The organism is Variovorax sp. 10L421 (assembly GCF_056395365.1).
Map to the genome: position 1 here is coordinate 22,656 of NZ_JBFTJJ010000018.1, position 13,861 is coordinate 36,516.

A 13,861-nucleotide genomic window follows, 5' to 3' on the forward strand; every position below is an offset into this window, starting at 1 on the left:
ATGCACTCCCTCTTCGTGCTTCTTTGCGAACGATGCCGCTTCGCGGCCTCGCCGTGAAGCAGCCGTGTGGCCTATGGCGCCAGCAACAGCACCAGCGCCTGGCTCGGCACCGTGCGCACACCCGGGCAGTTCGTGCTGTTCTGCAGCGACACGCTGGTCAGCCGCGTGGCCGGCATGCCGCAGAAGAGCACGGTGAACGCCGCCGTCAGGTGCCGGCTCGGCCCCATCACCGTGCCCGAGGCCACGCCCATCAACACGCCGGCGTTGTCGCCGTTCGTCATCGGGATGGTGGTGCCAAGGTTGTGCGCCGGCATGCCCATGATCAGGATGGTCGGGCAGTTCGGGATCGCCATCGGACCCATCGCGATGTTGGGATAGGGCACGGGAATGGGCGACGGCGCGGCCGGCGTGATGCAGACGTCGGGGAAGCCCATGTCCATCCCCATCATCTGGCAGTTGGCGAACATGGCGCGCTCCTTCAACCGAAGTGGATCTGGCCGCCGCGCGCCTTGACGAGCTTCTCGCCGTTCACCAGCGCATGCTCGCCCGACAGGCGCAGCAACTGCTGCGCCTCGCATTCCACGTGCGTGGCCTGCACGCGGTCGATACCTTCTGTCGTGCGCAGGTGATGGCGGCTGAAGTGAGTGACCCGGTCGAACACGGTCGACAGCACCGCCCCCACCAGCTTGATCGCGGTACCGATGACGCGCAGGTTCCGGCCCATGAGCTCGGCGTCCTCGGCGCAGACGCTGGCCTTGTCCGTCTTCAGCGAGAACGCAGCCGCCTCCAGCGACAGCGTCGGCGCGGCCAGGCTCAGCGCGCCGCCCTCGACCGCGAACCGGGTATCGCCATGGCAGCTCAGCACGTTGGCTACGCCCTCTTCGCGCTGCAGCACCGCCAGCACCCAGACCTCGTCGGGCGCCACCAGCAGGCAGGCGACGGTGTCGCCGGCGGCCGGCTCGAGCAGGCAGCTCGCGGCGCGCCGGCCGCGCGCACGCAAGCCGCCACTGGCCACGCTGAAGCCTTGCGCGTCGCTGCCGGTGATCAGGCCGACGCAGCTTTGCGCCGGCGTGGCCGGCGAGGTGTCGCGCGCGGATGCGCGGCGGCGGGCAGAGGGAGTGATGGTGGTCATGGTCGTCTCCGGAAGATCAGGCGGTGGCTGTCCAGCGCTCGGCGCGGTCCAGCTCGGGGTCGGTTTCGAGCGCGCGGGCGCGGTCGGTCATCTGGGCGCCGGCCGCCTTCGCGCCATGCAGGCAGGTTCGCAGCATCGTGGCCTGGCGCAGGTCGGCGTTGACGAGGTCTGCGTGCCGGAAATCTGCGTAGGTGAGTTCGGCGCCCGCCAGGCTGGCACCCGCCAGTTGCGCATGGGCGAAATGGCATTGGTAGAGGTCGGCGCCATCGAAGCGCGCCGCCGGAAAGCGGCCGCCCGTGAAGAGCGCCTGGCGCAGCCGGGCCTGCGAGAAGTTCGCCTGCTCGCCCTGCGCGTCGCAGAACAGCGCGTTGGGGCCGACCGCATGGCTGAAGTCGGCCCGGTCGAGGGTCGCGCCCTGGAAGTTGCATTGCCGCAGCGAGACGCCCGAAAAATTCGCCTCGCTGAGATCGGCAAAGGAAAACTGGCAGCCGTCGAGCGCCAGTCCCTCGAAGGACTTCCGGCGCAGCGCGGTCTTGCTGAACGTCGCGCGGGTCATGCGCGCGCCCGCCCAGGTGAGCAGCGACAGGTCGCACTGCAGCACGCAGGTATGTTTCCATTCGCTGCCGTCGGCGTTGACGTCGATCAGGGAACAATCCGTGAACACCGCAGACTCGAGCGCGGCTTCCGACAGGCTCGCATGGTCGAGCCGGCAGCGCGAGAACGTCGCCATGCCCATCCAGGCCTGCGCGAACTGGGCATGGCTCAGGCTGCATTCGCTGAAGGTCGCGCCATGCAGGTGTGCGTTGCGGAAATCCGCGTGGGCCAGCTCACACTGGTGGAACACCGCGCGACGCAGATTGGCGCCGTTAAACATCGCGCCTGTGAGGTTGCAGCGGTCGAACACGGTCTCGCGGCCATCGGCTTCACGGAGGTCGACTTCGTCGAGCTGCGCCTTCGTGAACACGCCACCGCCGATGAAGGTTTTCGCGAAGCGGCCCTTGCGCAGGTCGAGCCCGTCGATGGTCTCTCCCATGCCGATGGCGAGCGTGAGGTGTTCGGCTTTCACTGGGTGTCCTCCGTCGCCCCGTTCAGATCGGGTGGGCCGCTGCATGGCGCGCCTGCTGCTCGGGCGTGAGCCGCGGCCAGGTGCGCACCCGCTCCAGCAGCGCGCCATCGAATCGCACGCCGCCGTCCAGCTTCGTGCGGGAGATGTCGGCGCCGAAGAAGTTGGCGTTGCGCAGATCGGCGCTGCGCAGGTCGGCATGCTGCAGCATGGCGTCCTTGAAGTTCACGCCCGCGAGGCGAGCCCCGGTCAGCACCGCCTTGCGCAGCAGCGTGCCTTCGGCAACGGCCAGGCGCGCGTCGCAACCCGCAAGGCGCGCCGCACCGAGGTTCGCGCCGTTCAACTGCGCCCTGACCAGCGTGCACCCGCGCATCTCGACCTCGCCCAGGTTGGCGCCGCGCAGGCTGGCCCGCGACAGGTCGGCTTCGGTGAGCGAGCAGTCCTTGGTGAAGACCGCGCCATCGAGTTGGGCGCCGGCCAGCCGTGTGCGGTCGAGCCGGCAGGTGACGAAGCTGGCGCCGGCCAGCCGCGCACCGCGCAGGTCGGTCTCGCTCAGGTCGCACTCGACCAGCGTGGCGCCCGCAAGGTTCGCCTCGCCGGCCTGCAGCCCCCGCATGTCGAGCTTGTAGAACAGGTTGTTGCCGGCTTCGACACCGCTCCAGTCGGCCGGGCCCCACGTGGTCTCGAGCAGGTTCGCGCCAGCGATGTCCGCGCGCCGCAGGCTGGTCTGCGCGAGTTGGCAGTGCATCAGGACGGCGCCCTGGAGTTGGGCCTGGTCGAACACCGCGCCCGCCATCCGGGCACGGCCCAGGTTGGCATGGGTGAAGGTGGCACCGATGGCGATCGTGCCCTGCAGTCCGGCATGCGCGAGCACGGCCCGCGTGAAGTTCGCACCGGACACGTTCGAACCCTGCAGGTTCGCGCTCTCGAGCCAGGCGTCGGTGAAGTCGACGTCGCGCAGATCCAGCGCCGACAGGTCGGCACCGGTGAGGTCGATGCCGGGAAAGCTGCGCAGCCCCTTGCCCAGCATCCATTGCATCAGGGAGCGCCCGCCGGCCGCCACCTCGCCTTGCTGCGCATAGGCCGGCGGCTGGAGGTGGGCCGCCTGCAGGTAGCCCAGGCGCTCGGCGCCTTCGCGCTGGGCCAGTTGCCGGGCGACGACGCGCTGGTCGAAGGCCAGGCCCTCCGCGCGCTGCGCGTCGAGCTCGGCCAGATGGGCTTCGGCGTTGTAGCGTGGCGGCCCGCGGTGCGCGAGCTTCGCCATGTCGACCTGGCCCGCCTCTTCCATGTCGAGCACGCGCTGGACCTGCCCGACCATCTCCTCGATCGCGGCCCAGCGCGAGGCCTCGGCCTCCTGCTGCCTGGCCTTGAGGTAGGCCGGGAGCTCGGCCATGCTGCGTTTCTTCTCGGGCGGCGGCAGCACCATGCCCAGCGCGTCCGGGTCCTTGCCCTGCGCGCGCAGGGCCTCGCGCGCAAGGGCGATGTCGACCTCTGCGCGCTGGCGTTGCGCCTGGCCCTGCAGTCCCTCCATCGCGAAGGCCTGTTCGGCCTGCTCGGCCTCCGGGTCGCGGGTGTCGATGCCTTCGGGCAGCAGGTCCGTGTCGTTCAGCGCCTCGAGGCCGCCGTGCTTCGGATCGCTGCGCCGGGCCAGCACGTCGATGTAGTGCGCGTCGGATTTGGGGGCACCCAGCCGCTCGACCGCGCCGAGCAGGTGCACGATGTCGGCGCCATCGTCCTCCGCGCATTCGGCCATCCCATGGAACACCAGCACCAGACGCTCCGCATGCGGGAAGAACCACACGGTGGTGAGCCGCATCGGCACCTCGCGCAACTTGTGGTCGCCGGACGCGCCCCGCGCGTAGTTGACGAAGGTGCGCACGCGCAGGCCCGGCAACCGGCCCTCGATGTGGCGCTGCGTCGGATGCAGGTTGTCGAGCGCGTAGGGCTCGTCCCCGCGCAGCGCTTCGCCGAGCCACTGGTCCTTCGGCGCCATGTTGAAGTGCTTCCAGTCGAGGTCCGGCGGAAAGCCCGGCGCATGCGTCTTGAGGTAGTCCGCGTCGTAGCTTCCGCGGTACGCGATGCGCTGCGGATGCGTCGCATCGAGCGGTCCATAGCCGGCCGGCACCACCTCGGACCGTGGCGACAGAACGCGCGAGCCCGGCAGTTCGAGGTTCGGCAGGAAGCGCACGCCTGCGCCAGCCGCGCGCCCCTTGCCCAACGGGTTCGGCGCGAAGTCGCTGCCGCCATAGGCATTGGCCCAGTCGAGGTCGATCTTCCCGGGCACTGCCGCCGGTGCGGCGCGCGGCTCGTCACCGTCCCACCACCGGTCGCCGAAGGCGAGCACGGTCTTCTGCGTTCCAGCGAGCCGGACCCGCACGGCGCAGTCCGGCGACGAGCCGGCCGGGTCGGGCCAGGCATGGCCGTGCACCAGGAACTCGGGCGTGAGCTTCGCCACGCCTTCGTCGAGCAGCGGCAGCGCCATCTCGCGGCCCACGAAGTTCCACATCGACTGTTCGCCCCAGAGCCGTCCGCTGGCGCCTTGCTCGAACGGCAGGTACAGGCAGTGCGTGACGCACAGGCCGTAGCGTTTGCGGTATTCGATCGCGCGGCTCGAGAAGCCGAGCGACATGGGCTTGCAGACCCGCATCAGCTGCCCACCGGATTGGAGCCACCGCTGCCGCCCTGGGGACCGGGAGACTTGCCCGCAGCCGGCATGGCGGCATCCCACGCCTTGTCCGCGGCTTCGCCGACGCCCTTGGTGTGGTCGTCCACGAACCCGGCGGCCTTGGTCGCCGCACCCGGCAGGTAGTTGCCTCCCAGTTGCGAGCCAACCGCGGCACCCGCCGCGGCGCCGAGCGGCCCACCCGCCACGAATCCCACCGCCGCACCCACGCCAGCCCCGACGGCCGTGCCGACTTGCCGCTGCCGGCGGTCCGCGCTGTCGGCCAGGGCATTGAGCTTGGTCTGCAGCCCCGGCAGTTCGGGAATGTCCTTGGCGGCATCGCGCAGCGCCTGCGCCGCATCGGCGTACTGCTTCATGGTCGCCGCGGCATCGCCGAGGCCGAGCACGCCCGCCACCAATCCGCCCAGCGCACCGACCACGGCCGCGCCGGCGGCCCCGCCCGCGCCGGCGCCGGGCTGGATGATCTTGACGGCCGTGCACTCGATGTCGGCCGGCGTGTTGGTGAGGTCAAGCGCGGCCACGTTGTGCATCTGCAGCGCGGCGCAGTTCTCCATCTGGATCGCCAGCGCGTTGTCGATGCTCACGCCGAGGAAGTTGCTCATTTGCAGCCCCATGAAGGTGCTGCGCGCCATGCCCATGTTGGCTTCGCTGGACGACCCGATGTAGCCGCTCGAGTTGGAGCCCAGCACCGTGGTGTTGGAGCCCATCGAGGTCGCATTGATGTTCGCGTAGGCCATCAGGTCGATGTCGGCGCCCGCCACCAGCTTGATGCCGGCGCTCGATGCGATGGTGTGCGAGCCGGTTGCGACGTCCTTGCGTGCGCCCCCCGCCGTCACGCTGATGTCGCCTGATGCGCCGAGCTTGGTCGCCGAAGTGGTGACGCTCATTTCGCCCGTGGTGACGGCCAGCGAGGCCGAGCCGTGCACTACCGGGCCCGACACGCCGATGGTCTGGCCGACGCCGACGGTGCGGAGTTCGCCGAGCACCGACACGTCGGTACGGAAACCCTTGGTCTGGGTGAGCAGGTTGCCGGTCACCAGCAGCGCATAGTCCTTGCCGATCTTGCTGGTGTTGTAGCCGTGGATCTCCACGTCCTGATTCTTGCCCACCACGTGCGTCTCGAATTTCTTGACCGTGACGTGGCGGTCGTTTTCCACCGTGAGGCTCTGGTCGTGGCCGACGCTGGTGGAATCGTCCACCTCGACCGAGGTCGACATGTTGCGCTCGGCATGGATGTTGACCAGCTCGGAGCCCTTCTGGTCCTCGAACATGATCTCGTTGTAGTTCGAGGGGCTGCCGCCCGGCGTCGAGCGCGTCCTGAAGCCGCTCTGCGTGGCCGACTTGTAGGGAATGCCTTGCTCGTCGTTGTAGACGCGGCCCACGATGATCGGCCGGTCGGGGTTGCCGTTGATGAAGTCGACGATCACTTCCTGGCCGATGCGCGGCGCGAAGTAGCCGCCCCATCCCTTGCCGGCCCAGGGCTGCGAGACCCGCACCCAGCAGGTGGACTTCTCGTCGCTCTCGTCGTAGCGGTCCCAGAAGAAATGCACCTTGACGCGGCCGAACTCGTCCACGTCGTGCTCCTTGCCCTTGGCACCGACCACGATGGCGGTCTGCGGCCCCGGCATGACCACGCGCGGCGTGAGGCGCGGTGGACGGAACGGCATGTCCATGGGCAGCACCGTGAGCAGGAAGGCGCAGCCGCCGCGCGCGTCGGGCATGCGCGCAATCAGCGCCTCGAGGACGGCGCGCGTGTCGGCACCGACGGCGTCGTCGTCCAGCGCCTCGCGCAACGTGAGCGCCAAGGGCTCGGGAGCGTCGCCGATGTGCAGGCCCTCGTAGCCCGGATGGCTCGCGACGAAGGTGCAGGCGGCGATGAAATAGTCGCCGTCGCGCGTGCCGTCGGGGTCGCCCTTGTAGGCGAAGCTGCGGCCGGCGGTCACGTCGGGCCATGCGGTGAACGCCCAGTGCCGGTCGCGCCGTGCACCCAGCTCCTCGGCGCGCACCTTGGCGCTGCTCTCGGCATCCTCGCCGCTGAAGTAGCCGCCCGGAAAATCGAAGGCCTCGAAATCCGCCAGTTCGTGATCGTCGGCCGCGTCGACGTTGGCACCCAGCGTCTTGTTGATGGCCTTGAAGTCGCTGTCGCGGCTCGCATGCTTGCCGGTGTCGAACTGGCGCGCGCTGACCCATTGGGAAATCTCGTTGAAGCGCGCCTCGCTCGCATTGCCGGCCATGTGGTTCAGCGTGTCGGCCACGGGCAGTTTGTCGTGCGCGATGTCGCTGGCGTCGGACAGATGCATCGTGCCGGGCGCGTCGTGCGCATCGAACCAGTAGTAGATGCCCTCGTCCTCGAGCAGGCGCGACAGGTAGCGATAGTCGCTCTCGAGGTGCTGCACGCAATAGCGGCGCGGCTTGTGGGCGCCGATCACCTTGCCCGGCTTGGTCTTCTTGAAGCGCTTGATCGGGCTGTCCTCGAAGACGGCGTCGAGCACCTCGAGCACCTTCTTGTCCTGCAGGATGCGAGAGTTGCTGCGCTTGGTCAGCAGCCAGAACCACGAGCGCAGCGCGATGCGGTACTCGAAGTAGCGGCCGGCCGCCTGCACGCGCGTGAAGCGCACCGCATGTCCCTGGCAATGCCGCTCGTGCGTGCCGCCATCCGAATCCAGGAATTCGATCACCACGTCGAAGGCACGCCCGAGGATGTCCTTCGCATCGATGGCCCGGTTCTTCGAGAGAACCGTGAGCTCGTAGAACGACGGGCGTGCGAGCGCTTCATGGCCGACGATGCGCCAGAACATCAGGTCGTCCTTGGCTGGGGAGTCGGTCTCTATGCGGAACTCGTTGTCGGCCATTTTTTTCTCTTTGGAACTTATGGGCGCTTGTTCGGGGTGCGTGCACAGGCCACCGGGTACTCCCCTGCGCGAATGTCCCCCGGGCTTCGCCCTCCTCCTTTATTTCGCTGCGGGGAGCACCCGATGCCCTGTGCACGATGGGCGCTGCCGTTGTTTCGCTCGATCAACAAGTGCTCTGAACGATCACGCCGATGGGGTGCCTTGCGCAGCGAAATAAGGGAGGAGGCCGCAGGCCGGGGGACATTCGCGGAGCAAGGTACCCCGTCGGCGTGATCCCACCGCGACCAATGCACAACGCAAACTGAAGAGCAGACTTTCATTTCAGTCGAAGGCATAAGTGAAGTCGGCATCCTTCACGTCGAGTGCCACCCGGCGGATCTCCCCACCCGACGCCAGCCGTTGCAGGTACTCGACCGAGATCGTCGGCAGCACGGTGTTCGTCAGGATCGCGTCGATCACGCGCCCGCCCGACTCCGGGTCCTGGCAGCGCGCGACCACCTGCTCGACCACCGCCTCGCTGTACTCGAAGGGCACGCCGTGGTTCGTTTCCACGCGCTTCTTGATACGGCCCAGCTGCAGCCGCACGATCTTCTTCATCATCTCGGGCGACAGCGGGTAATAGGGAATGGTGACGATGCGGCCCAGCAGCGCGGGCGGGAACACCTTCATCAGCGGCGCCTTGAGCGCATCGGCCAACGCATTGGAATCGGGCAGCAGCTCGGGGTCGCGGCACATGCTCATGACCAGCTCGCTGCCGGCGTTGGTGGTCAGCAGGATGATCGTGTTCTTGAAATCGATCATGCGGCCCTCGCCGTCTTCCATCCATCCCTTGTCGAACACCTGGAAGAAGATCTCGTGCACGTCGGGGTGGGCCTTCTCCACTTCGTCGAGCAGCACCACGCTGTACGGACGGCGGCGCACCGCCTCGGTCAGGATGCCGCCCTCGCCGTAGCCCACGTAGCCCGGCGGCGCGCCCTTGAGCGTGGAGACGGTGTGCGCCTCCTGGAACTCGCTCATGTTGATGGTGATGATGTTCTGCTCGCCGCCGTAGAGCGCCTCGGCCAGCGCGAGCGCGGTCTCGGTCTTGCCGACGCCCGAGGTGCCGCACAGCATGAACACGCCGATGGGCTTCTGCGGGTTGTCCAGCCGCGCGCGCGAGGTCTGGATACGGCGCGCGATCATCTCCAGGCCGTGCTTCTGGCCGATGACGCGCTGGTTGAGCGTGTCGGCGAGCTTGAGCACGGCTTCGACTTCGTTCTTGACCATGCGGCCGACGGGAATGCCGGTCCAGTCGGCGACGACCGAGGCCACCGCCTGCTCGTCGACCGAGGGCAGGATGAGCGGCGACTCGCCCTGCACCGCGTGGATCTTGGCCTGCAGCGTGTGCAGTTCTTCCAGCAGCGCCGCCCTGTCTTCGCGCCCTCCCCCGCTGGGGGRGGGTTGGGGTGGGGGCACGTCGGCCTTTGCATGGCCGTCGACCTTCGATGCGCCGATGCCCCCACCCCCACCCTCCCCCAGCGGGGGAGGGAGTGAAAAGTCCACCGGCTTGTTGCCCGCGCGCAGCTTGCTGCGCAGCTCCAGCAGCCGGTCGACCAGCCCCTTCTCTTCCTTCCACCGCGCATCGAGCCCTTCGAGCTGGGTCCTCGATTCGTCGAGCAGCGCCGCCACCTGCGCCGCGCGCTTGGTCACATCGATGCCGATGGCTTCCTCGCGGCCGATGATTTCCTGCTCGACCGTGAGCCCCTCGATGCGCCGCATGCAGTCTTCCACCTCGGGCGGCGTCGCGTGCTGCGACACGGCCACGCGCGCGCAGGCGGTGTCGAGCAGGCTCACGGCCTTGTCGGGCAGCTGGCGCGCGGGAATGTAGCGGTGGCTCAGCTTCACAGCCGCCTCGATGGCCTCGTCGAGCAGCTGCACGCGGTGGTGCTTCTCGAGCACGCTGGCCACGCCGCGCAGCATCAGGATCGCCTTGGTCTCGTCGGGCTCGGGCACCTGCACCACCTGGAAGCGGCGGGTGAGCGCCGGGTCTTTCTCGATGTACTTCTTGTACTCGGCCCACGTCGTGGCACCGATGGTGCGCAGGTTGCCGCGCGCGAGCGCGGGCTTCAGCAGGTTGGCCGCGTCGCCGGTGCCGGCCGCGCCGCCCGCGCCCACCAGCGTGTGGATCTCGTCGATGAACAGGATGATGGGCGTGGGCGAGCTCTGCACCTCGTCGATCACCTGCCGCAACCGCTGCTCGAACTCGCCCTTCATGCTCGCGCCGGCCTGCAGCAGGCCGATGTCGAGCGTGAGCAGCTTCACGTCCTTCAGCTGCGGCGGCACGTCGCCACGCGCGAGCCTCTGCGCGAAGCCCTCGACCACGGCCGTCTTGCCGACGCCCGCCTCGCCGGTCAGCAGCGGGTTGTTCTGGCGGCGGCGCATGAGGATGTCGACGATCTGGCGGATCTCCTCGTCGCGCCCGGTCACCGGATCCATCTCGCCCTTCTTCGCCTTCTCGGTGAGGTCGACCGCGAACTTCTTCAGCGCATCGCCCTTGCCCATGGCGGCCGGCGCCATCGCGCCCGAGTCTTCGCCGGGTGCGCCGCTGCCCATGCCGGTGCCGTCCTGCGCGCGCATCTGCGCTTCGGGCGAGGCATCGCAGATCTTGGCGAAGTTGTCCGCCAGGTCCTCGACCTTGACCTTCTCGAACTGCTTCGACAGGCCGAACAGCGGGTTGCGCAGGCTCTGCGTCTTCAGCATGCCCACCAGCAGGTAGCCGGTGCGCACCTGTGCCTCGCCGAACTGCAGCGTGGCGTAGGTCCAGGCGCGCTCGATGGCGTTCTCGATGTGCGGCGAAAAGTCGCTGATGGCGGTGGCGCCGCGCGGCAGGCGGTCGAGCGCGGCGGTCATGTCTTTCGCGATGACCGACACGTCGAGCCCGTAGTGCTGGATCACGCGGTGCAGGTCGGAGTCCTGCGCCTGCAGCAGCTGGGCGAACCAGTGCTCCAGCTCCACGTACGGATTGCCCCTCATCTTGCAGAACACGGTGGCGCCCTCGATGGCCTTGTAGGCCAGCGCGTTGAGCTTGCCGAAAAGGGCGGTGCGGCTGATTTCACTCATGAGGGACTCCGTATCTCTTCTGAACGAATGAAGATGGGTTGATTGAAAGGCTGGCTGCCGATGCGCACGTCGGCCGCGTCGCGCGAACGTGTGCGCTGCCCGAGCCATGAGACCCAGCCCAGGCGCGGCCCGTTGCCCTTCGCATCGCCGAGGCGCGTGAGCGGCACCTGCGTCTTTTCGAGCACGAGTTCGGCGTCCCACTCCAGCTCGTCGCCCAGCAGCTGTTGCATCCAGCGCTGCAGCACGGGCCGTGCGTTGCCGATCGGCAGGAACATGCGGTACTGGTCGAGCGTGAGCGGCCCCAGGTGCAGCCGCACGCGGTGCTGGCGGTCCCAGGCGCGGGTGCCGAGCATGGCGCCCATGCCCATCGAGCGCGAACTCTCGCCCCGCCCCAGCCGCGTGAGCTCTCCGGCCGGCAGGCTCATCCAGTGGCCGACCCAGCGCTCCAGTTTCACGGGCACGCCGAAGTAGCTGCACAGCACCGACTCCACGCCCTCCACGTTGTGCACGCGGCGCGCGAGCCAGCCCGAGAAATGCAGGCGCGCGTCGTCATGGATCTCGTCGCGGTCCACACGGCCCGGCGTGCCGATGCCGATCAGCGCGCCGATCTGCAGGCGGAAGCGGTCCTCGCCCGGCCGGTCGAGCGCCACGGCCGGCCGTGACTGTGCCCAGGCGCGATAGAAGTGCAGCGAGAAGCGGTGCGAGAAGCTGTCGAGAAAGGCCAGCCACGTCGGGTCGCCGTGGTTCAGGCTGCGCTCGCGGATGAAGTCGCTCAGGTGCACCGGCAGCGGGCCGTTGGGGCCGATGTAGCCGAAGAACTGCTGGCGCAAGCGTGGCGGTGAATGCGCAGTGGCGGGCTCGAAGCGGCTGAAGCTCGCGGGAGCGAACGACAGCGAAGGCTCCTGCCCCACACGCACCGGTTCGGCGTTCGGCAACAGGGCACGGCCCCAGCGCGGCGTGGTCTTCGCGACCGATTCGAGCCGCCGCATCACCGCGAAATAGTCGAAGGCCCACGGCTGCGCCGACCACTCGCGCAGTGCGGCGTCGACCCGCGCATTCACAGAATCTGGCGCGTCCCGCACAGCGGCCTCCAGCGCATGGTCTCGCCCTTGCCTGCGATGCGCAGCACGGTTTCGACGAAATGATTCACCTCTACATGGCGCGACAGGAAGCGCGCGAGCACAGCGCCGAACAGGAACGCGCTGTGGCCGTGGAAGGCGTCCTTGTCGACTTCGAGCGTTACTTCGAGCCCGCGCCCGAAGGCGATCGGCCCCTTGAGCGGCAGCCTGCGCGCGACGGGCTTGCACTTCACCGACAGCAGCCCGCGCACCTGGCCCTGGCGCATCTCGTCGGCATGCACGGCATAGAGCATCAGCGTCTCGCGCAATGCGGCGGCGCCCTGCTCCGGCGTGCTGTCGGACAGCGACAGGTAGTTGAGCGCGAGGTGGTCGACCACGCGCCACCCCAGCCCCTGGCTCACCACCGGCGACACCGGCCGCGACGGCCCGCGCACCATGCGCACGCGCTGCACGGGGAAGGAATCGACGCAGTCGAAGTCGTTCTCGCGGCCCAGCGGCATGAGCAGCGGCAGGTCGCGGTTGGTGCACAGCGCGGTCACCGCCAGCTGCCGCAGCGTGGCCGCATACGGCGCCTGCTGCGGATCGACGATCTGCATGTAGACCTCGGAGCCAATGTGGCTGCTGCGGTTGCCCTCGGTGCGCTGGCGCACCGACAGCATGCGCGGCTCGCGCGTGGTGGTGAAGTAGGCCGGGTGGCTCGTGCGGCTGCCGTGAAAGGCCGAGTAGAAGGGCCTGAACGGCTGCTCGACCGCCGCCGCATCGGCACCGGGCGCGCCATGGCCGATGACCTCGGTGACGGTGTGCACCTCGAAGTCCTGCGGCCGCGTGCGGTCGGGCACGAGGTGGAACTGGCTCACGCCCTCGGTCATGGCCACGCGGTCGAGCCGCTTGGTGAAAAGGTTGACGGCGGGCACGCAATGCAGCTGCACGTTGTCGGCGCTCACGAGCTTTTCGAGCGCCGCGTCGCCGCGCGAGAACAGCAGCACGATCTCGACATCGGTCACCGGCATCGTGGCCAGCAGCGCCTCGAGCCCGCCGATGCGCACGAACTGGAAGCGCTGCGCAAACGCGAAGTACTCCTGCAGCAGGCGAAAGCCCGAGAAACCGGTGGCAGTGGCGGGCAGCAGCGCCTCGTCGTCCTCGAAGCCGACCGCGCCGATGGCGCTGGCGGGCAGGCTCTGTGCCGCGCCCTGCAAGGCACCGCTCGGTGCCAGCGGCCGCACCAGCACGCCGACGGGCTGGCCCAGCGCGCATTCGTGCAGCTGCCAGGCCACGTCTTCGGCGCCTCCGAAGTGCAGCACGAGGTCGTCGAGCGCGATCTGGCTGAAGTTCAGGCCGGCCGTGGCGCGCAGCGCGATGCGCAGGCCGCCGCGGATGGCGCGCGACTGCGGGTGCGTGTTGAGCGGCAGGTCGGGGGCGTAGGTGAAGTACTGCGCACGCTGTATCTCGATGGGCCACACGCGCAGCGCGCTGGCCGTGCGGAACTCGCAATGCGTGTTCTGCCCCACGGCCTGCCGCGCACGCAGGCCGCTGCCGCGCGGCAGGCTCGGGCCGGTCGCGAGGTTCGCGTCGTCGGGGTCGGGCACGAAGGACACGATCACCATCGCCGGCGTCGGCGCGAGGAAGTGCGGATAGACGATGTCGAGCAAGTGGCCCGTGAAGCGCGGGTACTCGGCGTCGAGCTTCAGGCCCACGCGCGCCGACAGGAACGCAGTGGCCTCGATGAGCCGCTCCACGTAAGGGTCGGCCACCTCCTGGCCCTCGATGCCAAGTCGGTGCGCGATCTTCGGGAACGCGCGCGCAAACTCGGCAGAGCTTTCGCGGAAGTAGCGCAGTTCCTGTTCGTACAGACTCAGCAGCCTGGGGTCCATCTCTTCACTCCAGGAAGGCGGCCGCCGCCGGGCCGCCCCAAGGCGGGCCGCGCCTCCCCCTCGGGGGGTGGCGAATTACACG

General features: G+C 68.8%; 8 protein-coding genes. All 8 read right to left on the reverse strand.

The annotated features are described in order from the left end of the window. Positions 1-71: 71 nt before the first annotated feature. The gene (locus tag AC1DFC_RS21195) at positions 72-467 is read right to left on the reverse strand and encodes a DUF4150 domain-containing protein (RefSeq protein WP_007830901.1); all 396 of its coding nucleotides are present in this window, start codon (positions 465-467) and stop codon (positions 72-74) included. A gap of 11 nt (positions 468-478) precedes the next feature. Beyond that, the gene (locus AC1DFC_RS21200) at positions 479-1,132 is read right to left on the reverse strand and encodes a DUF3540 domain-containing protein (protein ID WP_007830900.1); all 654 of its coding nucleotides are present in this window, start codon (positions 1,130-1,132) and stop codon (positions 479-481) included. A gap of 16 nt (positions 1,133-1,148) precedes the next feature. Further along, positions 1,149-2,198 (reverse strand): pentapeptide repeat-containing protein, encoded by a 1,050-nt coding sequence (locus AC1DFC_RS21205; RefSeq protein WP_478179935.1) that lies wholly within the window; start codon positions 2,196-2,198, stop codon positions 1,149-1,151. A gap of 22 nt (positions 2,199-2,220) precedes the next feature. After that, entirely contained in the window at positions 2,221-4,824 is a 2,604-nt protein-coding gene (locus AC1DFC_RS21210; RefSeq protein WP_478179936.1) for a DUF2169 family type VI secretion system accessory protein, read from the reverse strand. 17 nt (positions 4,825-4,841) lie between these two features. Further along, the gene (locus AC1DFC_RS21215) at positions 4,842-7,730 is read right to left on the reverse strand and encodes a type VI secretion system Vgr family protein (protein WP_478179937.1); all 2,889 of its coding nucleotides are present in this window, start codon (positions 7,728-7,730) and stop codon (positions 4,842-4,844) included. A gap of 321 nt (positions 7,731-8,051) precedes the next feature. Further along, positions 8,052-10,829, reverse strand: a complete 2,778-nt coding sequence (gene tssH / locus AC1DFC_RS21220; RefSeq protein ID WP_478179938.1) for a type VI secretion system ATPase TssH — start codon at positions 10,827-10,829, stop codon at positions 8,052-8,054. Beyond that, positions 10,826-11,890 carry a type VI secretion system baseplate subunit TssG gene (gene tssG, locus AC1DFC_RS21225; RefSeq protein ID WP_478179939.1) on the reverse strand — a complete coding sequence of 355 codons (1,065 nt, stop codon included), beginning with the start codon at positions 11,888-11,890 and terminating at the stop codon, positions 10,826-10,828. The genes tssH and tssG overlap by 4 nt, the downstream gene beginning before the upstream one ends. Next, complete coding sequence (gene tssF, locus AC1DFC_RS21230; protein ID WP_478179940.1) at positions 11,887-13,779, reverse strand: type VI secretion system baseplate subunit TssF; 1,893 nt, start codon at positions 13,777-13,779, stop codon at positions 11,887-11,889. Before tssF ends, tssG begins: the two co-directional genes overlap by 4 nt. Positions 13,780-13,861: the final 82 nt, after the last annotated feature.

What these genes read in the sequence shown, in the direction of transcription:
- AC1DFC_RS21195 (WP_007830901.1), bottom strand. Translation starts at nt 467, where the DNA reads ATGTTCGCCAACTGCCAGATGATGGGGATGGACATGGGCTTCCCCGAC.
- AC1DFC_RS21200 (WP_007830900.1), bottom strand. Translation starts at nt 1,132, where the DNA reads ATGACCACCATCACTCCCTCTGCCCGCCGCCGCGCATCCGCGCGCGAC.
- AC1DFC_RS21210 (WP_478179936.1), bottom strand. Translation starts at nt 4,824, where the DNA reads ATGTCGCTCGGCTTCTCGAGCCGCGCGATCGAATACCGCAAACGCTAC.
- AC1DFC_RS21215 (WP_478179937.1), bottom strand. Translation starts at nt 7,730, where the DNA reads ATGGCCGACAACGAGTTCCGCATAGAGACCGACTCCCCAGCCAAGGAC.
- tssF (WP_478179940.1), bottom strand. Translation starts at nt 13,779, where the DNA reads ATGGACCCCAGGCTGCTGAGTCTGTACGAACAGGAACTGCGCTACTTC.